Here is a 21146-nt window from a genome sequence, read left to right as displayed (position 1 = left end):
CATGCGCTACGACTCCCCGCTGGCCGCGGTGGGCAACACCCCTCTGGTGCGCCTGCCGCGGTTGTCGCCGTCCGAGGACGTCCGCATCTGGGCCAAGCTGGAGGACCGCAACCCCACGGGCTCGGTCAAGGACCGCCCGGCCCTGCACATGATCGAACAGGCGGAGAAGGACGGCCGTCTCACCCCGGGCTGCACCATCCTGGAGCCGACCAGCGGCAACACCGGCATCTCGCTCGCCATGGCCGCGAAGCTCAAGGGCTACCGCATGGTGTGCGTGATGCCCGAGAACACCTCGCAGGAACGTCGCGACCTGCTCGGCATGTGGGGCGCGGAGATCATCTCCTCCCCGGCGGCGGGCGGCTCCAACACCGCGGTCCGGGTGGCCAAGGAACTATCGGCCGAGCACCCGGACTGGGTGATGCTCTACCAGTACGGCAACCCGGACAACGCGGGCGCGCACTATGCGACGACCGGCCCCGAGATCCTCGCCGACCTCCCCTCGGTCACCCACTTCGTGGCGGGCCTCGGGACGACGGGGACGCTGATGGGCGTCGGCCGCTTCCTGCGCGAGAACAAGCCGGACGTCAAGATCGTCGCCGCGGAACCGCGCTACGACGACCTGGTGTACGGCCTGCGCAACCTCGACGAGGGCTTCGTACCGGAGCTGTACGACGCCTCCGTGCTGACGACCCGCTTCTCCGTCGGCTCGGCGGACGCGGTCACCCGCACCCGTGAACTCCTGCAGCAGGAGGGCATCTTCGCGGGCGTCTCCACCGGCGCGGCTCTGCACGCGGCGATCGGCGTCGGCAACAAGGCCCTCAAGGCCGGCGAGAGCGCGGACATCGTGTTCGTCGTGGCCGACGGCGGCTGGAAGTACCTGTCGACGGGCGTCTACACGGCGGCCACGACGGAGGAGGCCATCGAGACGCTTCAGGGTCAGCTCTGGGCCTAGTCCTTCGTGGGCCTGCCCGGCGGGCTCATGTCGCAAGGTGACGGACCTGGTCCCACAGGACCGGGTCCACCACACCCACCCGCCGGCGGAACTCCCACACCGGCACCTCGCGCAGTTCGTCCGTCTCCAGGAAGCTCGCGCGCCCCTGCGCATCGCCGACGGCCCCCGGCGGCAACGGGATCACCCCGGCCCGCTCGTCGTGGTACTTGCTGGTGATCTTCGCGACGACCGCCCGCTCCCCGTGCACCACCAGCACCAGACAGGGCCGGTCCTTGTTGCCCGGCCGGTCCTCGTACGGAACGTTCGCCCACCAGATCTCCGCGGGCCTGGGCCGCCCGCCACCCCGCACACCCGGCCGGCCCGGCGGCCGCGTCCGGCGCCCCGAGGGCCGTCGCCCCCGCCCCCAGCCGTCGACGAGCGTGGCGACCAGCGCGAGCAGTATCACCGCCGCGAGCGCGAGCCACCATGACGTGTCCATACGAAGACGTTACCGGCGCACGATCAGCGCCGCGCGCCCTCTGTGCAACCCGTGCTCGCTCTCTCGCGCCTCACCCGCCCCGCTTCCAGCCGAACCGGTGACACCACAGGTGAGTTCGCCCACAACAGCCCTTGCTTGAGGAGCGACCGGACGTTTTGCGCCTTACGCTCGACGGACCGCACGACCCCCGTTCTCCTTCCCGGAAAAGTTCCCGCCAGCGGAGGTTTCTGCTTCATGAAGCTCACCGTCGTCGGTTGCTCGGGGTCGTTCCCGTCCGCGGAATCGGCCTGCTCGAGCTACCTCGTAGAGGCCGACGGCTTCCGGCTGCTTCTCGACATGGGCAACGGTGCCCTTGGCGAGCTGCAGCGCCACTGCGGTCTCTACGACCTCGACGCGATCTTCCTCAGCCATCTGCACGCCGACCACTGCATCGACATGTGCGCCTACTTCGTGGCGCGCTACTACCGGCACGACGGCGGCCGCTGCGACCCGATTCCGGTCTACGGACCCGAGGGAACGGAACACCGGCTGACCACCGCCTACGCCGACACCCCCACCGCCTCCTCCATGAGCGAGGTCTTCGACTTCCACACGGTCAAGCCGTCCACGTTCGAGATCGGCCCGTTCACGGTGCACACGGAACGCGTGGCCCATCCCGTGGAGGCGTACGGCATCCGCATCGAGCACGGCGGGAAGTCCCTGACGTACTCCGGCGACACGGGCACGACCTCCGTCCTGGACGAACTCGCCCGAGACACCGACCTGTTCCTGTGCGAGGCCGCCTTCACGCACGGCAAGGAGAGCATCCCCGACCTGCACCTCAACGGCCGCGAGGCGGGCGAGACGGCGGCCCGGGCCGGCGCCCGGCGCCTGGTCCTGACGCACATCCCGCCGTGGACCGACCCGCAGGTCAACCTGGCGGACGCCCAGGCGGTGTTCGACGGCCCCGTGGCCCTGGCGGCGCCGAGGCAGACGTACGAGATCTAGAGCTACGAGATCCAGAGCTACGAGATCCAGCGCAGCGAACATGCGGAAGGCTCCCGGAACCAGGGGTTCCGGGAGCCTTCGTGCGCGGTGGCGTGAGGCTACTTGGCCTCCGCCTTCTGCAGTTCCGCCAGTTCCTCGTCGGACTCGCGGCCCGGCGTCGGCAGGTTGAACCTGATGATCGCGAAGCGGAAGATCACGTAGTAGAGGACACCGAAGCACAGACCCACCAGGATCAGACCCAGCGGGTTGGTCGCGATGCCCCAGTTCAGACCGAAGTCCACCACGCCCGCCGAGAAGCCGAAGCCGTCCTTCATGCCGAGCGCCCAGGTCAGCGCCAGGGAGACACCGGTGAGGACCGCATGGATGGCGTACAGGACCGGCGCGATGAACATGAACGTGAACTCGATGGGCTCGGTCACACCCGTCACGAACGACGTCAGGGCGATCGAGAACATCATGCCGCCGACGACCGCGCGGCGTTCGGGACGGGCGCAGTGCACGATCGCGAGACAGGCCGCCGGCAGACCGAACATCATGATCGGGAAGAAGCCGGTCATGAACTGGCCCGCGGTCGGGTCGCCCGCCAGGAAGCGCGCGATGTCACCGCTCTTTCCGTGGTAGTCGCCCGCCTGGAACCACGGGAAGGAGTTCAGCAGGTGATGCATGCCGATCGGGATCAGCGCACGGTTGGCCACACCGAAGATGCCCGCGCCGACCGCGCCCGACTTGACCAGCCACTCGCCGAAGTTGTGCAGACCCGTGCCGAGGACCGGCCAGATGTAGCCGAAGACGATGCCGATGACCAGGCCCGCGAAGGCCGACAGGATCGGCACCAGGCGCCGGCCGCCGAAGAAGCCCGCCCAGTCGGGCAGCTTGGTGCGGTAGAAGCGCTGGTAGAGCAGCGCGACCACGAGGCCCATCACCACACCGCCGAGCACCTTGGCGTCGACCGGCGCGTTCACCATGACGACCTTGCCGTCGACGGCCGTCGCCACCTTCGGCAGGTTCTTGTCCGTGAACGTGCCCAGCACGTTCTTGAAGACCAGGTAGCCGACGACCGCGGCGAGCGCCGTCGAGCCGTCCGACTTCTTGGCGAAGCCGATCGCGATGCCCACGGCGAACAGCAGCGCCATGTTGTCGAGGATCGCGTTGCCGCCCGCCGCCATGAACCCCGCGATCTTCGTGAGGAACGTGGGGAAGGACGGGCGTCCCAGCATGTCCGTGTTGCCCAGCCGCACCAGAAGAGCGGCGGCGGGCAGGACGGCCACCGGCAGCATCAGGCTGCGGCCGATACGCTGCAGCACAGCCATCGCGCCGGGGCCCTTCTTCTTCTCGGCCGCGGGAGCGGCGCTGGCCGTGGTCACAACTTCCTCCAGGGGGCAGAGCGCCGCCCGGGGACAGGAATGGGGACGGCGGCGTCGCTGGTCCGAACCATTGTGGAGCACTCAGTGGTTTAGACCTGTGGTGTAGACCTGTTGTAGCACGGTGAAGGCCGGATAAGGAACCCGCTGTTTTCTGGTGGCCTGTCAGGCCCCGGCGGTCCAAGTGCGGCCCCAGGTTGGCGACCGCCTCCCCGGTGGTGTAGACCAGCTACGGGCGACAGCAACTGCGCGTGAGGAGACTGACATGGCCAGCAAGGCTGAGAAGATCGTTGCCGGGCTCGGCGGCATCGACAACATCGAGGAGATCGAGGGCTGCATCACTCGGCTGCGCACCGAGGTCAGCGACGCCTCGCTGGTCGACGAGACCGCCCTGAAGGCCGCCGGCGCCCATGGCGTCGTCAAGATGGGCACCGCGATCCAGGTCGTCATCGGCACCGACGCCGACCCCATCGCCGCGGAGATCGAAGACATGATGTGAACGCACGTGAGATGAGCCACGGCCGCCCCGGCCGGCACTCACTCGTCGGGGCCCCTTCCCGCCGCGGGAGGGGCCCTTTCCGCTTGTACGGCTAGGCTCATCGCCATGTCTCGAATCGACGGCCGCACCCCCGAACAACTCCGCCCGATCACCATCGAACGCGGCTGGAGCAAGCACGCCGAGGGCTCCGTCCTCATCGCCTTCGGCGACACCAAGGTCTTCTGCACCGCCTCCGTCACCGAAGGCGTCCCCCGCTGGCGCAAGGGCAGCGGCGAGGGCTGGGTCACCGCCGAGTACTCCATGCTGCCCCGCGCCACCAACACCCGCGGCGACCGCGAGTCCGTACGCGGCAAGATCGGCGGCCGCACCCACGAGATCAGCCGCCTCATCGGCCGCTCCCTGCGCGCGGTCATCGACTACAAGGCACTCGGCGAGAACACCATCGTCCTCGACTGCGACGTCCTCCAGGCCGACGGCGGCACGCGCACGGCCGCGATCACCGGCGCGTACGTGGCCCTGGCCGACGCGGTCGCCTGGGCCCAGGGCAAGAAGCTGATCAAGGCCGGCCGCCAGCCGCTCACCGGCACCGTCTCGGCGGTCTCGGTCGGCATCGTCGGCGGCATCCCGCTCCTCGACCTCTGCTACGAGGAGGACGTACGCGCCGACACCGACATGAACGTCGTCTGCACCGGCGACGGCCGCTTCGTCGAGGTCCAGGGCACCGCGGAGGCCGAGCCGTTCGCCCGCGAGGAGCTCAACTCCCTTCTGGACCTGGCGGTTTCCGGCTGCTCGGAACTCGCTGCCCTGCAGCGCAAGGCGCTTGATACGGTCCTCGAAAAGTAAAGGACGCACCAAGCGGAACGGCGGCCGGGGGCAACCCCGGCGCCCGTCCCCGCGTCCCTACGAATGCGGGCGCACGGCACACCACCGTGCGCCCGACCAGTACGGGGGGCCCACGGGCCTGGACAACGGAGGGACCACAGTCATGGCCGTGAGCCGAGGCCGCCGCATCACCGTCACCATCGCAGCGCTGGCAGCCACGGTGCTGACCGCGGGCCTCACCACCGGCTGCGACGCCGTCGACAAGGCCCTGGACTGCGTCCAGACCGCCGACACCATCGCCGACAGCGTCACCAACCTCCAGCAGGCCGTGGAGAACGCCTCGAACGACCCGACCCAGCTCGACGAGTCGCTCGCCTCCATCGACAAGAACCTCGACAAGATCGGCGACAAGACCGACAACGCCGACGTCAACAAGGCCGTCGACGACCTGAACAAGGCCGTCTCGAACGTCCGCACCGCCATCAAGAACGGCGACAAGACCCCGGACGTCAGCCCCGTCACGGACGCAGCGGGCGAACTCACAAAGGTCTGCACCTCCTCGTAAGACCCCGTATGGGCCGCGCCGTACTGTTGCCCCATGACGACGCGCTTGATCCTCGCCACCCGCAACGCCGGAAAGATCACCGAGCTCAGGGCGATCCTCGCCGAAGCAGGACTCCCTCATGAGCTGGTCGGGGCGGAGGAGTATCCGGATGTCCCCGACGTCAAGGAAACAGGCGTGACGTTCGCCGAGAACGCCCTGCTCAAGGCCCACGCGCTGGCGCAGGCGACGGGCCTGCCCGCCGTGGCCGACGACTCGGGCCTCTGCGTGGACGTCCTGAACGGCGCCCCGGGCATCTTCTCCGCCCGCTGGGCGGGTCGGCATGGCGACGACAAGGCCAACCTTGAGCTGCTGCTGGCCCAGCTCGGCGACATCGCGGACGAACACCGGGGCGCCCACTTCGCGTGCGCGGCGGCACTGGCGCTGCCCGACGGCCGGGAGCGCGTGGTCGAGGGGCAGCTGCGGGGCGTTCTGCGGCACACCCCGGTGGGCACGAACGGCTTCGGCTACGACCCGATCTTGCAGCCGGAGGGCGAGTCGCGGACGTGCGCCGAGCTGACCGCGGAGGAGAAGAACGCGATCAGTCACCGGGGGAAGGCGTTTCGGGCACTTGTGCCGGTGGTGCGGGAGCTGTTGGGCTGAGCTTGCACAAGAACGGCCTGCGCGTCGATCCTTCGATTCGCAGGCCGTCTATGTGCGGCGGAAGGGATTCGAACCCTCAAGCCCGGTCAGGGGCCACAGGACCTAAACCTGCTGCGTCGCCGTTGCGCCACCGCCGCATTCCGCCGATCAATCTCCTGAGCGGCGGCCTTCAGTGTACGGGGCCGTCGGCTCACCCGGTGAGGGGGACTCTGCCCTTCTGACGACACCACGTCTCTGTCAGCGCATGGCAGTTGGGGCATAGATATCGCAGGTTTTCCCGGCGGTTGTCCCGCCAGTTTCCGTTGACGTGGTCGATCTGCAAGGTGATGGGGTGCCCCCGCCACTCGCCGGTGTTGCCGCACTCCGCACAGGCATATGGCACCCCGATTTCGGTCAGGGCCTGGTGAAGTCGGGTCCTGTTCGTCCGCCCGGCTTGATCTGGGACGACCACCAGCACCCGATGCGCAGTTGGAGGGGGTGCGGGGCACTCCGGCCGACTCCAGGACCGCCGCTTGAAGTGGCTGGTGTCGAGACTGAGTCGGGCGGCTGCGCGCCGGACACGCCGGTGATTGGTGTCGTTGACGTCCATGCCGAGCCCGCGCATGACGTCGGCGTAACTGGTCGAGGTCTGCACCAAACTCCGCAGCTTGTCCTCGGGGATTGTTGCTCTCCGGTGCGAGAAGTGGCTCGTGTCGATGTGCTGAGCTGCAAGCATGCGGCTCAGCGTGGCCCTGGGCCGACTGTCATCGGGCACACCCAGAGCTCGGGCTACACCCCGCACGCTCGTGGCTGAGACTGCAGCCGCCCGGAGTTCTTCCGGCGTGAAGGGGAGATCCAATTCGGGGCGATCGATGCCGGGGAAGTGGCTGATGTCGATGCCTGCCGCGTCGATGCGGCGCCGGAGGTGGGACAGAGTTCCCGTGGCTGGGGCCGCACCCAGCTTCAGTGCTAATTCGCGCAGCGAGGACGACGAGACCGCGGCCTCGGCGATGGCCGCGTCGGGGTACTTGCGCCACGGGCTGCGCTTGACGAAGTGGCTCGTGTCCAGCCCGTGCTCTGCGACCTTCTCCTGCAGGACACGTCGCTGACCGCCGCTCCTCCTGAGCCCGAGTCGTCGCATCAGGTCAGCCCAATTGCGGGCCTCGGCCACTGCTTGTGTGAGCCGTTCTTTGTCGTACGGATCCGACGTGTGCGCCATGCTCTTCACCCCTCCGTTCCGACCACACGTTCGCAGCCTCGCACGGAGTAACGAATCGCTTATCGGACAGTCACGCCCGAAACGCAAAGCGGCCCGCACCGGGGCACCCCAGTGCGAGCCGCTCGCTCAGCGGAACCGGGCCCTCAGATCCCCAGATCCTTGATGATCTTTGCCACGTGGCCCGTCGCGCGGACGTTGTACAGCGCCCGCTCCACCTTGCCCTCCTCGTCCACGATCACCGTGGAGCGGATGACACCCATGTACGTCTTGCCGTAGTTCTTCTTCTCGCCGTACGCGCCGTAGGCCTCGGTGACCGTCTTCTCCGGGTCGGCCGCCAGCGTGATCTTCAGGGACTCCTTCTCGCGGAACTTCGCCAGCTTCTCCGGCTTGTCCGGGGAGATGCCGATGACGTCGTAGCCGGCACCGGCCAGGAGTTCCAGGTTGTCGGTGAAGTCGCAGGCCTGCTTGGTGCAGCCGGGCGTCAGGGCCGCGGGGTAGAAGTAGACGATGACCTTGCGGCCCTTGTGGGCCGAGAGGGACACGTCGTTGCCGTCGGCGTCGGGGAGGGTGAAGTCGGGGGCCACGTCCCCCGGCTGGAGTCGCTCGCTCATCGGACCAGCGTAACCGGGGGTCCTGACAGTACAGCGGCGGCCGGAACTGACAGACTGTCCGGAACAAGCAGGCACCAGGCGACTTCGGAGGCCCCACGGTGGCGGACACGTCGGACACCAGAACCCCGGCGCAGATCGAGGCGGACATCAGGCGCCGCCGCGAAGTGCTGGCCGAGACGCTCGACGAGATCGGGGTGCGGGTGCATCCGAAGACGATCGTCGGCGACGCCAAGGCCAAGGTCGTGTCGAACATCGACCAGACCCTCGGGCGGGCCTACGTCGGGGTCAACAAGGCCGTGAGCGATGTGAAGGCGCAGTTCGTGGACGAGGAGGGCGCGCCCCGGCTCGAGCGGATCGTGCCGGTCGCGGTCGTCGCCGTGGGACTGGTCGGGCTGCTCGCGCTCGGGACGCGGCGGCGCCGGGGCTGAGCAAGCGCGGACCCGGCGGCGGACGGACGGGGCAAAGGCAGGTAGGTTCAAGGCGTGAGCGCCAAGAGAAACGAGCACAGCACCCAGCACGACAAGCTGCCCATCCGGATGCTGCACGACCGGGTTCTGGTCAAGCAGGAGAGCGGCGAGGGCGAGCGGCGGTCGGGCGGGGGCATCCTGATCCCCGCCACGGCGGCGGTCGGGCGTCGGCTGGCCTGGGCCGAGGTCGTAGCGGTGGGCCAGAACGTACGGACCGTGGAGCCGGGTGACCGGGTCCTGTACGACCCGGAGGACCGTGCCGAGGTGGAGGTCCGGGGCGTCGCCTATGTGCTCATGCGTGAGCGTGACCTGCATGCCGTGGCCGCGGACCGGTTCGAGGGGTCCGAGGACACGACGGGTCTGTACCTGTAGGACCCCGTACTCGCAGGACAGCTGCGAAGAGGGCTGGTGACCGTCGTCACCAGCCCTCTTCGTCGTGTCAGGTCGGCGGGCCGCCCGTGCCCGCCGACGTTCCCACGTCCGTGCCGGCGGTCGTGCCGCCGTCGGTCGTGCCCCCGGTGTCCGTGCCCGCCGTGGTCCCGCCGTCCGTCGTGCCGCCGGTCGTCCCGCCCGTCGTGGTGTTCCCGCCGTCCGTAGTGCCGCCGGTGGTGTTGCCGCCCGTGGTGCCGCCGGTCGTGGTGTTGCCCGTGGTGTTGGTCCCGCCGTTCGTCGTGCCGCCGTTGTTCTGGCCCTGGGTCTGGCCCTGGTTGCTCTGGCCGTTCGTGGTGGGCGTGGGGCCGGTGGTGCCGCCCGTGCCCGGCTGCTGCGGGGGCTCGCTGGTGGCGGGCGGCTGGGTCTCGTCGGCGCCCGCCTGGAGCTGGAGGTCGAAGTCCGTCGCCGGCTTCCCCTTCAGGGCGTCCTTCGTGTACTGCGCCCAGATGTCCCCGGGCGGGCCGCCGCCGTTGACGCGGGCCAGGCCCAGCGCGCCGTACAGCGACTTGTGGGCGGCCGTGACGGGGTCCTGGCCCATGACGGAGACGACGGTCGCGAGATCGGGTGTGTAGCCGGCGAACCAGGCTGCCGTGTCCTCCTCCGCGGTGCCGGTCTTGGCGGCGGCGGGGCGGCCCGCACCCTGGGCCGCGGTCGCGGTGCCGTTGTCGACGACGCTCTGCAGGATGGAGGTGGTGGTGTCGGCGGCCTCACGGCTGACGGCCTTCGTGGTGGTGTCCTTCGGCAGCTCGACGACGTCCTTGCCGTCCTTGGTGATCGAGTCGATCATCGTGAACGCGCTGTGCCGGCCGTGGTTGGCGAGGGTCGCATAGGCCTCCGCCATGTCGAGGACGCTGGCGGTGTTCACGCCGAGCGCGATGGAGGGCGTCGCGGTCAGGTCGGGGGTGTCGGAGGGGATGCCGAGGGCGACCGCCGTGTCCTTCACCTTGTCGGGGCCCACGTCCACGGCCATCTGCGCGTACACCGAGTTGACGGACTTGTCGGTGGCGGTGCGCACGGTGATGTTGCCGTAGGAGACGTCGTCCTCGTTCGCGGGGGAGTAGCTGCCGCCGGACCAGCCCTGCACGGGGCGCTTGTCGGTGCCGTCGTAGTAGGTGTTCGGGGTGATGGTCTCGCCGTCCTGCGTCGTGGAGTGGTTCTGGACGGCAGAGGTGAAGACGAAGGGCTTGAAGGTGGAGCCGACCTGGAAGTCGCCGCGGGTCGCACCGTTCGTGTACTGCTTGACGTAGTCGATGCCGCCGTACATCGCGACGACCTTGCCGGTCTTCGGGTCGACGGAGGCGCCGCCCGCGCGGACGTAGTTGTCGACCTTGTTGTTCTTCTTGTCCAGCTTGGAGATCAACTTGTCGTTGACGGCCTTCACGAAGGCGTTCTGCTTGCTCTTCTGCAGGGTCGTGGTGATGCGGTAGCCGCCGGCCTCGAGGTCGTCCGTGGTGACGATCTTGTTCTTGGTGAGGTAGTCCCTGATGGCGGTGACGATGTAGCCGCGCTGCCCGGACATGCCGGTGGAGACGGTCTGTTCCTTCGGCATCGGGAACTTCAGGCCGGTCCGCTTGGCCTCGCTCAGCCAGCCCTTCTTGACCATGCCGTCCAGGACGTAGTTCCAGCGGGCCACGGCCGCCGCCTTGTTCTCGGGGTGCGCGATCACGTCGTACTCGCTGGGGGCGTTGACGAGCGCGGCGAGGTAGGCGGCGTGGGCCGGGTCGAGGTTGGTGGCGTTCTGGCCGTAGTAGGCCTGGGCGGCGGCCTGGATGCCGTAGGCGTTGCGGCCGAAGTAGCTGGTGTTGAGATAGCCCTCGAGGATCTTGTCCTTGGGCTGCTCCCGGTCCAGCTTGATCGAGATGAAGAACTCCCTGGCCTTGCGGGTGAGGGTCTGCTCCTGCGCCAGGTAGTAGTTCTTGACGTACTGCTGGGTGATCGTCGAGCCGGACTGCTTGCCCTTGCCGGTGGCGGTGTTCCAGGCGGCGCGCAGCATCGCCTTGGGGTCGATGGCGGACTCGGAGTAGAAGTCGCGGTCCTCGGCGGCCAGGACGGCGTGCTGGGCGTCCTTGGAGACCTGGGCGAGCGTCACGTTCTCCCGGTTGATGTCGCCGTCCCGGGCGATCTGGGAGCCGTCCGCGTAGAGGTAGACGTTGGCCTGCTTGGTGGCGAGGGCGTTGGCCGGCGGGATCTTCACCAGCGAGTAGCCGAGGAAGAACAGGCCGATCAGCAGCAGCACGCCGACGACGAAGGTGCCCAGCACCATCCGCCAGGTCGGGATGAGCCGGCGCCAGCCGGTGCGCCTGGGCCGCTTCGGTTTCGCCCCGCCCGGCTCGGGAGCGCCCGGCTCGGCAGCGCCGTGCGGCTCTCTTGGTGCCCAGCCCTGGTTCGGCTGCTGCGGCTGCGGCTCGTCGCTCATCTCGTGCACGGACTCCTGTTTCGCGTCGTACGTTCCCGTACGCCCTCGTACGCCATCTGCGCCCCCTCTTGAAGACTCTCGCACCATGCGTTCCGTTCCCGGATCACGGCACGCGTCCCCTCGGGAAAATGCGTGGCGTACGTCACTACCAGCGGACTAGGCTCCTGCGCTTCGGTGTCGGGCGGTCCGGGAGGTTGACTGACGTGGGCTCGGGACGGTTGTACGCGGCCGTCGTAGCGGGCGGTTTCAGACGTTACGCGACGTATCGGGCGGCCACTGCGGCAGGGGTGTTCACCAACACCGTCTTCGGGCTGATCCTCGTCTACACGTATCTGGCGCTGTGGGACGAGAAGCCGCACCTCGGAGGGTACGACCAGGCGCAGGCCGTCACCTATGTCTGGCTGGGCCAGGCGATCTTCGCGGCGCTGGCGATCGGGGGCAGCGGCGTCGAGGGCGAGTTGATGGAACGGATCCGGACGGGGGACGTCGCGATCGACCTGTACCGGCCCGCCGATCTTCAACTGTGGTGGCTGGCGGCCGACGTGGGGCGCGCGCTGTTCCAACTGCTGGGCCGGGGGGTGATCCCGTTCGCGTTCGGTGCGCTGGTCTTTCCGGTGGCGCTGCCGGGGGACGTGGCGACCTGGGCTGCATTCCTGGTGACCCTGGTGCTGGCGATGATGGTCGGATTCGGTATCCGGTACCTGATCGCCCTGTTGACGTTCTGGCTGATGGACGGCACCGGCATGACGCACATGACCATGCTCGCCGGGTTCTTCTGCTCGGGGATGATGCTGCCGCTCAACGTGTTCCCGGGCGCACTCGGCGATGTCGTACGGGAGTTGCCGTGGTCGGCGCTGCTGCAGAAGCCGGCGGACGTGCTGCTCGGGGAGGCCGATCCATGGGCGACGTTCGCCTTCCAGGGCGCGTGGGCGGTGGTGCTGCTGGGGGCCGGGCGGCTGCTGCAGGCGGTGGCGACACGGAGGGTGGTCGTTCAGGGTGGCTGAGGTGAGCCGGGTGGTGGACGGGCTGCGGGCCTATCGCCTGATCGGCGGGATGTGGATCCGCTCCACGATGGCGTACCGGGCGTCCTTCGCGATGACCACGTTCGCGAACTTCGCGGTGACCGCACTGGACTTCGTGGGGATCCTGCTGATGTTCTCGCGGGTGAAGGTGCTGGGCGGCTGGCCGCTGCCCGAAGTCGCCTTCCTGTACGGCCTGTCGAGCGTCGCCTTCGGGTTCGCGGACCTCGCGATCGGCTCGATGGAGCGGCTGGGGCAGCGGGTGCGCGACGGCACGCTGGACACGCTCCTCGTACGTCCGGCGCCGGTGCTGGCGCAGGTCGCGGCCGACCGTTTCGCGCTGCGCCGGCTCGGGCGGATCATGCAGGGCGCGCTGGTCCTCGGGTATGCGCTGGCCGCCGTCCACATCGACTGGACGCCGCTGAAGGTGCTGTTGATGCCGGTGATGGTGGTGAGCGGTGCGGGGATCTTCTGCGCGGTGTTCGTGGCGGGCGCCGCCTTCCAGTTCGTGGCGCAGGACGCGTCCGAGGTGCAGAACGCGTTCACGTACGGCGGCGCGACGCTGCTGCAGTATCCGCCGACGGTGTTCGGCAGGGAGCTGGTGCGCGGGGTGACGTTCCTGCTGCCGCTGGCCTTCGTCACCTGGCTGCCCGCCGCCTATGTGCTGGGGCGGTCGATGCCGCTCGGGCTGCCGCAGTGGGTGGCCTTCGCCCCGCCGCTGGTGGCGGTGGCATGTCTTGCGCTGTCCGGTCTGGCGTGGCGGGCCGGGCTCAGGTCGTATCGGAGTACGGGGAGTTAGCAGGGTGGGTGGCAGGGTGACGATGGACGCCTTCATTGAACTGGACCGCGTCGAGAAGGTCTTCGACGTACGCAAGAAGACCGGCTTCCTCAAGCGCGAGCGGCGGCAGGTGCGGGCCGTCGACGGCATCTCCTTCACGGTGGCGCGCGGCGAGATGGTCGGCTACATCGGCCCCAACGGCGCCGGGAAGTCGACGACGATCAAGATGCTGACGGGGATCCTCACCCCGTCCGGCGGGCGGCTGCGCGTCGCCGGCATCGATCCCTCACGCGAGCGGACGCGGCTGGCGCACCGCATCGGCGTGGTGTTCGGGCAGCGTACGACGCTGTGGTGGGACCTGCCGCTGATCGACTCCTACAAGCTGATGCACCGCATGTACCGGATCCCGGACGCCCGTTACCGCGAGAACCTCGACCGCTGCGTCGAACTCCTGGAACTCGGCGAGCTGTTGGACGTTCCGGTACGGCAGCTGTCGCTCGGGCAGCGGATGCGCGGGGACATCGCGGCGGCGCTGCTGCACGACCCGGAGGTGCTGTACCTGGACGAGCCGACGATCGGGCTTGACGTCATCTCCAAGGCCAAGGTGCGGGGATTCCTGCGGGAGTTGAACGCGGAGCGGGGCACCACCGTGCTGCTGACCACCCACGACCTCCAGGACATCGAACAGCTGTGCTCGCGGGTGATGGTCATCGACCACGGACGGCTCATGTACGACGGTGCGCTCGCCGGGCTGCACGAGGTGGGCGAGAGTGAACGCACCCTGGTGGTGGATCTGGAGCGGGAGACGGCGCCGATCGACGCGGCGCCCGCGCGGGTGGTGAAGGTGGAGGGGCCGCGGCAGTGGCTGGCGTTCCCGGCGGGGGAGTCGGCGGCGGCGCTGGTGGCGCGGATCGCGGCGGAGTACCCGCTGGCGGATCTGTCGGTACGGGAGCCGGACATCGAGGACGTGATCGCCAAGATGTATGCCGGTTCGGCCCCGGGACAGGCCGAGAAAGCGGTCTCGTAGCCGCGGGGCGGGCGAACTCGTAGGCTGCCTTGTATGACCGACGACGCCGCAGTCCCGGAGCTTCGCGCATCCGACGCCGATCGTGAACGAGTCGCCGAGGTCCTGCGGGACGCCCTCGCGGAGGGGCGTCTCGACATGGAGGAGTTCGAGGAGCGGCTGGAAGCCACCTACAAGGCGCGGACGTACGGCGAACTGACGCCGATCACCCGTGATCTGCCGGCTGCCGGGGTGACCCCGCCGCCTCCCGTGTCCCTGGTCAAGGAGCCTGTGCCGAGCGGGAGTTGGGCCGGGCGGGTCGTCGGCGGTGAGGGGTCCTCCTCATGGGCCGTCGCCGTGATGTCGGGGTTCCAGCGCAAGGGGCGCTGGACCGTGCCGAAGGTGTTCAACTGCTTCGCCTTCTGGGGCGGCGGGGAGATCGATCTGCGCGAGGCGAACTTCGCGGACCACGAGGTCGAGATCAACTGCATTGCGATCATGGGCGGGATGAACATCATCGTGCCGCCGGGGGTCGAGGTCGTGGTGCGGGGCATCGGCATCATGGGCGGGTTCGACCACAGCGAGGAAGGTGTGCCGGGGGAGCCCGGGGCGCCTCGGGTGATCGTGAACGGGTTCGCCTTCTGGGGTGGGGTGGGGGTCGAGCGCAAGCTGACCCGGGAGGAGCGGCGGCGGCTCAAGGAGGAGCGGCGGCAGGAGAAGCTGGAGCGCGGGGGCGCGCGTCAGCTGGGGGAGGGGTTCGCGGATCACCGGCGGATGCTGGAGGAGCATCGGGAGTGGCGGCGGGAGATGCGTGACGAGCGCCGGGCCCGGCATGAAGAGCGGCGGGATCGGCGACGGGGCGGGGAGTACTGAGCCGGCGGTTGCGCTGGGGTGACGGCGGGAGCGCTTGCCGGGTGCCGCCTGTTACAGCTGTGCCGGGGCCGAACCCTTGAACTCGTTCAGGTCGAAGGCCTGGGCCATCTTCTCGAAGCCCCTGTCCGTCGGGTGGAGATGGTCGCCCGAGTCGTAGTCGGAGCGGAGGCGGCGCGGGTTGTACGGGTCCCGGAGCGCCTTGTCGAAGTCGACCACCGCGTCGTAGATGCGGCCCGAGCGGATTTCGGCGTTGATCTGTTGCCGGACCGCCTCGCGGGCCGGGGTGTAGCCGCGGTGGCCCTGGAACGGCATCAGGGTGGCGCCGATGACCTTGATGCCGTGGGAGTGGGCCGCGCGGACCAGGGTGCGCAGACCGTCGAGGATCTTGTCCGGGTCGGCGAGGCGCGGGTTGCGCAGGATGTCGTTGACGCCGAGGTCGATGACGACGACCTTGACGTTCGTACGGGCGAGGGCGTCACGGGAGAACCGGCTGAGCCCGCTCTGGTTGTCGGCGGGGCGGCCCGGGCCGCTCGCGAGGACCTGGTTGCCGCTGATGCCCTCGTTGACGACGCTGTAGCGGGGCAGGTCCTGGCCGGACCTGATCGCCGAGCGCAGCCGCTCCGAAAGGACGTCCGTCCAGCGGTGGTTGGCGTTCTGCGTGGACGTTATGCCGTCGGTGAGGGAGTCGCCGAAGGCGACGACGGTGCCGTCCGACTCGTTGCTCAGCACGTCCAGCGCGGTGAGATAGCGCCAGAACGGCGTCTGCTCGGTGTAGCCGGTGCCGGTCACTTCCTCGGTGAGGTCGCCCTCGGCGACGTAGGAGATCTGGCGTGCGTGCGGGTGGTAGGTGACCGGGCCGGACGGGGTGGGCGAGTACGTGGTGACCAGTACGTCGCCGCCCTGCGGGATCACGATGCGGACGGCGTCGCTGAGGACCTGCTGTCCGGCCGGGACGACGACCGTGGTGCTGCCGCCGAAGGTCAGCCGCCGCATGGTGTCCGCGGAGGCCGCCGCGGTGTCGGAGGCGAGGGCCACGGCGATCGAGGCGTGGGTGACGGTCAGCGCCGTCCGGCCGTAGAGATTGGAGAGGGTGATACGGGCACTCGTACCGCCCACGCTCGTGTGCACGAGGTTGCGGACGGAGCGGCCCGCCATGCCGAACGCCTCGGTGCCGGGCTCGGCGCCGGCCGGGGAGGCCGACCAGGAGCCGACCCAGATGCCGGCCGAGGCGGGGGCGGCGGGGTCGCGCGGGGCGCCCGCCCTGCCGAGAGCGCTGGTGCCGGCGCTGCCGTCGTCGGCTGCGACCCCGACGTATATGGCGGTGGAAAGGCCCACGATCACGGCGATGATCGCGGCCAGCAAGGCATAACCGTGACGCTTGGTCATGCGGTGCGGTTCTCCTCGGGCGAGTGGAGCCCGAGGCTCCGAAGTGATCACCCCAATGATGCGGCATGGGGTGAGGGTTCGTGGGACAGGGCCCCTGTCCCACGAACGCCGGGAACTCTTGTTCCGTTCCGGGAGTCGGTCAGGAAGGGACAATGTGTGCAGGCGATCACGAACGGGTGGAGCGTATGGAGCGCACGAATCCGGTGGGGAAGGGTGTCACCGCCCGCACGATGACGACGTTCAGCGCCGCCGACGAGGAGAAGCAGCGCGGGGTGCGCCGCATGAAGCTCACCGCGGCCGGGCTGCTGCTCTTCGTGGCGCTGGTGTACGCCCTCGCCAAGTGGGCGGAGAACTCCGGGGCCGGCCCCTGGGCGGGCTATGTCGCGGCGGCCTCCGAGGCGGGCATGGTGGGCGCGCTCGCCGACTGGTTCGCGGTCACCGCCCTCTTCCGCCACCCGCTGGGCCTGCCGATCCCGCACACGGCGATCATCCCGACCAAGAAGGACCAGCTCGGGGTGTCCCTGGGCGAGTTCGTCGGCGAGAACTTCCTCTCCGAGGACGTCGTACGACAGCGTCTGCGCGCCGTCGGCATCGGCAGCCGGCTCGGCGCGTGGCTCGCCGACCCCGAACACGCGGACCGGGTGACGGCCGAGCTGTCGGCGGCCCTGCGGGGCGCGCTGACCGTGCTGCGCGACTCGGACGTGCAGGCGGTGGTGGGCGAGGCGATCACGCGGCGTGCGGACGCCCAGGAGATCGCACCCGGCATCGGAAAGATGCTGGAGAAGATCGTCGCGGACGGCGGCCACAAACGGGTCGTCGACCTGATCGTGACACGGGCGCACGACTGGCTGGTCTGGCACGACACGGAGATCATGGAGGCCGTCCAGGGCGGTGCCCCCGGCTGGACGCCCCGTTTCGTCGACAAGAGGGTCGGCGAGCGCGTCTACAAGGAACTGCTCCGCTTCGCCGGTGAGATGCGCGACATGCCGTCCCATCCCGCGCGGGGAGCGCTGGACCGCTTCCTGTCGGACTTCGCCTCCGACCTGCAGTCCGACACCGACACGCGCGCGCGTGTCGAGCGGCTCAAGGGCGAGGTCCTCGGCCGTGGCGAGGTCCAGGACCTGATCGCCTCCGCCTGGACCGCCGTACGATCCATGATCGTCTCGGCGGCGGAGGACGAGCGCAGCGAGCTGCGCCTGCGTGTGCGGGCCTCACTGCTGTCGCTCGGCGCGCGGATGGCGTCCGAGCCGAAGGTGCAGGCCAAGGTGGACGGCTGGGTGGAGGGCGCGGCGGTCTACGTGGTCACCACCTACCGCAAGGAGATCACCTCCCTGATCACCGACACCGTGGCCGGCTGGGACGCCGAGCACACCACCCGCAAGATCGAGGCCCACATCGGCCGCGACCTGCAGTTCATCCGGATCAACGGCACGGTGGTCGGCTCACTGGCCGGGTTGTTGATCTATACGGTGTCGCGGGCGCTGGGGGCGTAGGGGCGGGGCCACCCAGCGGCCTGGGTCCGCTGATCCAAGCCGGGGGACTCACCGACCACCGGGCGTAGTGCCGCCGGTCCGGGATACCCGGGCCCGGTTCGCTCGATGAGGAGGGAGCCCATGCCCAGCGCCCAGCCCAGCGGCAGCGCCGCCGCTGCAACCGGCCACACCGTGACCACCAACATCCCCGCCCGTCTCGACCGTCTCCCATGGTCGCGCTGGCACTGGACGATCGTCATCGGCCTCGGCACCGTCTGGATCCTCGACGGCCTGGAGGTCACGGTCGTCGGCAACATCGCCAGCCGGCTGTCCGAGTCCGGCAGCGGCCTGGCGATCTCCTCGGGCCAGGTCACCGGCATCGCGGCCGCCCTGTATGTGGCGGGAGCGTGTGCCGGTGCCCTGTTCTGGGGCCGGCTGACCGACAAATGGGGCCGGAAGAAGCTCTTCATGATCACCCTGGCCGTGTATCTCGCGGCCACCGCCCTGACCGCCGTCTCCTTCTCGAGCTGGTGGTTCTTCGCCTTCCGCTTCCTGACCGGCTTCGGCATCGGCGGCGAGTACGCGGCGATCAACTCGGCGATCGACGAGCTCATCCCGGCCTTCTACCGCGGCCGCGTCGACCTGATCATCAACGGCAGCTTCTGGCTCGGCGCGGTGGGCGGCTCGCTGCTGTCGATCGTCGCGCTGAACACCGCCGTCCTGCCGAAGGACGTGGGCTGGCGGCTGACGTTCGCCCTCGGCGCGCTCCTGGCGTTCGTGATCCTTCTCGTACGACGGCATGTCCCGGAGAGTCCACGGTGGCTGCTGATCCACGGCAGGGACCGTGAGGCGGAAGAGATCGTGACGTCGATCGAGGAACAGGTGGAGGCGGAGAAGGGCCGGCCGCTGGACCGCCCCGAGGGCGAGATCACCATCCACCAGCGTCGCAGCGTGACCTTCGTGGAGATCGCCCGCACGGTGTTCTCCGACTACCGTCGGCGCTCGATCCTCGGCTTCTCGCTCTTCATCGGCCAGGCCTTCCTCTACAACGCGATCACCTTCGGCTTCGGCGCGATCCTGACGAAGTTCTTCAACGTCCCGACCGACGACACCGGCTACTACTTCGCGGTGATCGCGATCGGCAACTTCTGCGGCCCGCTGCTGCTCGGCAAGCTCTTCGACACGGTCGGCCGCCGGGTGATGATCTCGTCGACGTACCTGATCTCGGGCCTGCTGCTGTTCGGCACGGCCTGGCTGTTCGACCGGGGCTCGCTGAGCGCGGGCACACTGACGGCCTGCTGGTGCGCGGTCCTGTTCTTCGCGTCCGCGGGAGCGTCCAGCGCGTACCTGACGGTCTCCGAGGTCTTCCCGATGGAGACCCGCGCGATGTCCATCGCCTTCTTCTACGCCCTCGGCACCGCGGCCGGCGGCATCAGCGGCCCGCTGCTGTTCGCCGACCTCACCGGCACGGGCAAGGTCGGCGACACGGTCCTCGCCTTCCAGATCGGTGCGGCCCTGATGTGTGCGGCGGGCCTGGTCGCGGCGTTCCTGGCGGTACGAGCCGAACGCCGCTCCCTGGAGGACATCGCGAAGCCGCTCACGGCGGCGGCATCGACGGTGACCGGGAAGGCCCGGTCGGCGAAGGAGGGGACGGGGAGGTCGCGACCGGCCACGGCGTAGGACTACGACGCGTCACCGGGTGTCGCCCTGCCGCACCCGGTCACGGCGCCGCAGGAACAGCAGCCCGCCGGCGACGGCGGTGACCCCCGCGGCGGCCGCCCATCCGACGACGTCCCCGGAACCGGTGGCGGCGAGGTCGCCACCGGCGGGGGATGCGGAGGGCGAGGGCGAGGGCGAGGGCGAGGGCGAGGCCGACGGCGTGGACGTGGCGGTGGTCACCTGCTGGTCCCGGGTGAACGCCAGCGTGCCGAAGCCGAGTTGGTCGTACCCGCCGCTGTTCGGTCCGTAGTCCCCGCCGCCGCCCTCGGGCGCGGACTTGGCGGCGATCTGCGTGAGGTAGGTGGCGGACAGCCCGCGCCGCTTGGTGTAGTGGTTGGCGATCATGGCCCAGACCGGCCGTATCTGCGCCGGGTCGGCGGGGGCGGCCTTGGTGGGCTGCTGGATCCCCGGCCGACGGTCCACGAGCGCGTAGGGCGTGTACGGCACATTCCCGCCCAGGCTCCACTTGGCCACGTACTGAGCGCCTTTGAGGAAGCGGTTGTCGTCGTAGCCGTACAGGTCGATGCCCTGGTTCCAGGCCATCTCGCAGACGGTGCCCATCAGGCCGACGCCCAGCAGCGAGTGCCCCTGGTCGCGCCCGGCCTCCATCCACTGGGCGAGCCCGTCGTCGAGCACGACCGGGATGGCGTGCTTGATCGAGCCCATGCCGACGCCGTGCTTGAAGTACTCGACGGCCTGCTCGACCTTGGCCTGGTCGTCGCAGAAGATGCCCGTGGCCAGCGCGCAGGCCATGTTGCACAGGTCCCAGTTGGGCCAGTAGTGGGGGGCGGGAGTGCCGTTGTGGCGGAGGAGGAAGTCCTCACTCAGCGAGTAGAAGACGTCGACCAGCATCTTCTGGAATCTCTCGAGTTGGAAGTCCTTGTGGTCGCGGACGAGCTCGGCCGCGTTGGCGGCCTGGTACCCGTATATCCCGGCGGCCAGCCACCGGTCGGCGCTGCCGCTGACTTTCGTGAGCTTCGCCGACCAGGCGTTGAGGATCGCGACGGCGGTGTCGGCGTGGGCGCTGTCGCCGCTGACGTGGTAGCGCAGGGCGTTCTGGTACGCGGCGTGGATGTCGTTGTAGAGGATTCCGTAGTTCTGCGGCCATGTGCTGCGGGGGCGCAGTTCCACGCCCCGGTACACGATGGTCTGCGGATTGGGCGTCCAGTCGCTCTGCGCATGCCGGTTGGCGGTCAGCTTCGCGTACCCGGCGGTGTAGGGGGAGGCGCCCGCCTTCACTTTGGCGGCCATACGGGCGAGGTCGGCGCGGGTGTGGAGGAGTCCGGGATGCGCGAAGGTCCCGCCCGCGGCCACCGCGGGGGTGGTGACAGTGGTGAGGCCGACGGCTCCGGCGCCCGTGGCCTTGAGCATGGTGCGCCGGCTGATCTGTCGTGTCACATGCATGCCACGGAGACGGGCGGGGCGGTCCCCGATAACGAAAACCGGGCGGGGCCGCACCAGGCGGTCTC

21 protein-coding genes and 1 tRNA gene are annotated in these 21146 nt (G+C 69.3%); 14 read left to right on the top strand and 8 right to left on the bottom strand.

The window, feature by feature from the left end; genetic code table 11:
* Position 1: 1 nt before the first annotated feature.
* Positions 2–952: a cysteine synthase gene (locus ABD355_RS25065; RefSeq protein ID WP_115907919.1), complete on the top strand. Its 951-nt coding sequence runs from the start codon at positions 2–4 to the stop codon at positions 950–952.
* Positions 953–977: 25 nt separating this feature from the next.
* On the opposite strand, the gene ABD355_RS25060 is transcribed toward ABD355_RS25065, so the two are convergent.
* Positions 978–1430 carry a type II toxin-antitoxin system PemK/MazF family toxin gene (locus ABD355_RS25060; RefSeq protein WP_344402861.1) on the bottom strand — a complete coding sequence of 151 codons (453 nt, stop codon included), beginning with the start codon at positions 1428–1430 and terminating at the stop codon, positions 978–980.
* 234 nt (positions 1431–1664) lie between these two features.
* Between ABD355_RS25060 and ABD355_RS25055 the strand changes: the two genes are divergently transcribed.
* A complete protein-coding gene (locus ABD355_RS25055; RefSeq protein WP_344402860.1) occupies positions 1665–2417 on the top strand; it encodes an MBL fold metallo-hydrolase in 753 nt (250 codons plus the stop codon).
* A gap of 98 nt (positions 2418–2515) precedes the next feature.
* Here ABD355_RS25055 and ABD355_RS25050 read toward each other — a convergent pair whose 3' ends face one another.
* Entirely contained in the window at positions 2516–3781 is a 1266-nt protein-coding gene (locus ABD355_RS25050; RefSeq protein WP_344402859.1) for a PTS transporter subunit EIIC, read from the bottom strand.
* Between the two features lie 154 nt (positions 3782–3935).
* Here ABD355_RS25050 and ABD355_RS25045 point away from each other — a divergent pair, with 154 nt between their 5' ends.
* From ABD355_RS25045 to rdgB, 4 genes are all read left to right on the top strand, one after another.
* Positions 3936–4277: a PTS sugar transporter subunit IIB gene (locus ABD355_RS25045; RefSeq protein ID WP_344402858.1), complete on the top strand. Its 342-nt coding sequence runs from the start codon at positions 3936–3938 to the stop codon at positions 4275–4277.
* Positions 4278–4382: 105 nt separating this feature from the next.
* Positions 4383–5120: a ribonuclease PH gene (rph, locus tag ABD355_RS25040; protein WP_344402857.1), complete on the top strand. Its 738-nt coding sequence runs from the start codon at positions 4383–4385 to the stop codon at positions 5118–5120.
* 142 nt (positions 5121–5262) lie between these two features.
* Positions 5263–5664, top strand: coding sequence for a hypothetical protein (locus ABD355_RS25035; protein ID WP_344402856.1), 402 nt, complete (start codon positions 5263–5265; stop codon positions 5662–5664).
* A 33-nt stretch (positions 5665–5697) separates the two neighbouring features.
* A complete protein-coding gene (gene rdgB, locus ABD355_RS25030) occupies positions 5698–6303 on the top strand; it encodes an RdgB/HAM1 family non-canonical purine NTP pyrophosphatase (RefSeq protein ID WP_344402854.1) in 606 nt (201 codons plus the stop codon).
* A gap of 53 nt (positions 6304–6356) precedes the next feature.
* Here rdgB and ABD355_RS25025 read toward each other — a convergent pair.
* The 3 genes from ABD355_RS25025 to bcp all read right to left on the bottom strand — a co-directional run bounded on the left by ABD355_RS25025 (position 6357) and on the right by bcp (position 8112).
* Positions 6357–6440 (bottom strand) — tRNA-Leu (locus tag ABD355_RS25025).
* A gap of 53 nt (positions 6441–6493) precedes the next feature.
* Positions 6494–7501, bottom strand: coding sequence for an HNH endonuclease (locus ABD355_RS25020; RefSeq protein WP_344402853.1), 1008 nt, complete (start codon positions 7499–7501; stop codon positions 6494–6496).
* A 143-nt stretch (positions 7502–7644) separates the two neighbouring features.
* Positions 7645–8112 (bottom strand): thioredoxin-dependent thiol peroxidase, encoded by a 468-nt coding sequence (gene bcp / locus ABD355_RS25015; RefSeq protein WP_115907926.1) that lies wholly within the window; start codon positions 8110–8112, stop codon positions 7645–7647.
* A gap of 98 nt (positions 8113–8210) precedes the next feature.
* Between bcp and ABD355_RS25010 the strand changes: the two genes are divergently transcribed.
* Positions 8211–8540, top strand: a complete 330-nt coding sequence (locus ABD355_RS25010) for a DUF3618 domain-containing protein (protein WP_344402852.1) — start codon at positions 8211–8213, stop codon at positions 8538–8540.
* A gap of 54 nt (positions 8541–8594) precedes the next feature.
* Positions 8595–8951 carry a GroES family chaperonin gene (locus tag ABD355_RS25005; protein WP_030943670.1) on the top strand — a complete coding sequence of 119 codons (357 nt, stop codon included), beginning with the start codon at positions 8595–8597 and terminating at the stop codon, positions 8949–8951.
* A gap of 67 nt (positions 8952–9018) precedes the next feature.
* On the opposite strand, the gene ABD355_RS25000 is transcribed toward ABD355_RS25005, so the two are convergent.
* Entirely contained in the window at positions 9019–11427 is a 2409-nt protein-coding gene (locus ABD355_RS25000) for a transglycosylase domain-containing protein (RefSeq protein ID WP_344402850.1), read from the bottom strand.
* A 203-nt stretch (positions 11428–11630) separates the two neighbouring features.
* On the opposite strand from ABD355_RS25000, the gene ABD355_RS24995 reads away from it, so the two are divergent.
* Genes ABD355_RS24995 through ABD355_RS24980 form a run of 4 tightly spaced genes read left to right on the top strand, consistent with a single transcriptional unit; the run spans position 11631 to position 15100 of the window.
* Positions 11631–12431: an ABC transporter permease gene (locus ABD355_RS24995; protein WP_344402847.1), complete on the top strand. Its 801-nt coding sequence runs from the start codon at positions 11631–11633 to the stop codon at positions 12429–12431.
* Between the two features lie 49 nt (positions 12432–12480).
* Positions 12481–13245: an ABC transporter permease gene (locus ABD355_RS24990; protein ID WP_344402997.1), complete on the top strand. Its 765-nt coding sequence runs from the start codon at positions 12481–12483 to the stop codon at positions 13243–13245.
* A gap of 22 nt (positions 13246–13267) precedes the next feature.
* Positions 13268–14251: an ABC transporter ATP-binding protein gene (locus tag ABD355_RS24985; RefSeq protein WP_344402846.1), complete on the top strand. Its 984-nt coding sequence runs from the start codon at positions 13268–13270 to the stop codon at positions 14249–14251.
* A 33-nt stretch (positions 14252–14284) separates the two neighbouring features.
* Positions 14285–15100: a DUF1707 SHOCT-like domain-containing protein gene (locus tag ABD355_RS24980; RefSeq protein WP_344402845.1), complete on the top strand. Its 816-nt coding sequence runs from the start codon at positions 14285–14287 to the stop codon at positions 15098–15100.
* 51 nt (positions 15101–15151) lie between these two features.
* On the opposite strand, the gene ABD355_RS24975 is transcribed toward ABD355_RS24980, so the two are convergent.
* On the bottom strand, positions 15152–16486 hold the full coding sequence (locus ABD355_RS24975) for an SGNH/GDSL hydrolase family protein (RefSeq protein ID WP_344402843.1): 1335 nt from the start codon (positions 16484–16486) through the stop codon (positions 15152–15154).
* A gap of 185 nt (positions 16487–16671) precedes the next feature.
* On the opposite strand from ABD355_RS24975, the gene ABD355_RS24970 reads away from it, so the two are divergent.
* Positions 16672–17979 carry a DUF445 domain-containing protein gene (locus tag ABD355_RS24970; RefSeq protein WP_344402842.1) on the top strand — a complete coding sequence of 436 codons (1308 nt, stop codon included), beginning with the start codon at positions 16672–16674 and terminating at the stop codon, positions 17977–17979.
* A gap of 120 nt (positions 17980–18099) precedes the next feature.
* Positions 18100–19638, top strand: a complete 1539-nt coding sequence (locus ABD355_RS24965; RefSeq protein WP_344402841.1) for an MFS transporter — start codon at positions 18100–18102, stop codon at positions 19636–19638.
* A gap of 12 nt (positions 19639–19650) precedes the next feature.
* Here ABD355_RS24965 and ABD355_RS24960 read toward each other — a convergent pair whose 3' ends face one another.
* On the bottom strand, positions 19651–21081 hold the full coding sequence (locus ABD355_RS24960; RefSeq protein WP_344402840.1) for an alginate lyase family protein: 1431 nt from the start codon (positions 21079–21081) through the stop codon (positions 19651–19653).
* Positions 21082–21146: the final 65 nt, after the last annotated feature.

This window comes from Streptomyces longisporus, from assembly GCF_039532765.1.
GTDB lineage: Bacteria > Actinomycetota > Actinomycetes > Streptomycetales > Streptomycetaceae > Streptomyces > Streptomyces longisporus.
The sequence above is the reverse complement of the archived record's forward strand: the minus strand, read 5'-3'. Positions and strand labels throughout refer to the sequence as shown.

What these genes read in the sequence shown, in the direction of transcription:
- ABD355_RS25065 (WP_115907919.1), top strand. Translation starts at nt 2, where the DNA reads ATGCGCTACGACTCCCCGCTGGCCGCGGTGGGCAACACCCCTCTGGTG.
- ABD355_RS25060 (WP_344402861.1), bottom strand. Translation starts at nt 1,430, where the DNA reads ATGGACACGTCATGGTGGCTCGCGCTCGCGGCGGTGATACTGCTCGCG.
- ABD355_RS25055 (WP_344402860.1), top strand. Translation starts at nt 1,665, where the DNA reads ATGAAGCTCACCGTCGTCGGTTGCTCGGGGTCGTTCCCGTCCGCGGAA.
- rph (WP_344402857.1), top strand. Translation starts at nt 4,383, where the DNA reads ATGTCTCGAATCGACGGCCGCACCCCCGAACAACTCCGCCCGATCACC.
- ABD355_RS25035 (WP_344402856.1), top strand. Translation starts at nt 5,263, where the DNA reads ATGGCCGTGAGCCGAGGCCGCCGCATCACCGTCACCATCGCAGCGCTG.
- rdgB (WP_344402854.1), top strand. Translation starts at nt 5,698, where the DNA reads ATGACGACGCGCTTGATCCTCGCCACCCGCAACGCCGGAAAGATCACC.
- ABD355_RS25020 (WP_344402853.1), bottom strand. Translation starts at nt 7,501, where the DNA reads ATGGCGCACACGTCGGATCCGTACGACAAAGAACGGCTCACACAAGCA.
- bcp (WP_115907926.1), bottom strand. Translation starts at nt 8,112, where the DNA reads ATGAGCGAGCGACTCCAGCCGGGGGACGTGGCCCCCGACTTCACCCTC.
- ABD355_RS25000 (WP_344402850.1), bottom strand. Translation starts at nt 11,427, where the DNA reads ATGAGCGACGAGCCGCAGCCGCAGCAGCCGAACCAGGGCTGGGCACCA.
- ABD355_RS24990 (WP_344402997.1), top strand. Translation starts at nt 12,481, where the DNA reads ATGTGGATCCGCTCCACGATGGCGTACCGGGCGTCCTTCGCGATGACC.
- ABD355_RS24985 (WP_344402846.1), top strand. Translation starts at nt 13,268, where the DNA reads ATGGACGCCTTCATTGAACTGGACCGCGTCGAGAAGGTCTTCGACGTA.
- ABD355_RS24980 (WP_344402845.1), top strand. Translation starts at nt 14,285, where the DNA reads ATGACCGACGACGCCGCAGTCCCGGAGCTTCGCGCATCCGACGCCGAT.
- ABD355_RS24975 (WP_344402843.1), bottom strand. Translation starts at nt 16,486, where the DNA reads ATGACCAAGCGTCACGGTTATGCCTTGCTGGCCGCGATCATCGCCGTG.
- ABD355_RS24970 (WP_344402842.1), top strand. Translation starts at nt 16,672, where the DNA reads ATGGAGCGCACGAATCCGGTGGGGAAGGGTGTCACCGCCCGCACGATG.
- ABD355_RS24965 (WP_344402841.1), top strand. Translation starts at nt 18,100, where the DNA reads ATGCCCAGCGCCCAGCCCAGCGGCAGCGCCGCCGCTGCAACCGGCCAC.
- ABD355_RS24960 (WP_344402840.1), bottom strand. Translation starts at nt 21,081, where the DNA reads ATGCATGTGACACGACAGATCAGCCGGCGCACCATGCTCAAGGCCACG.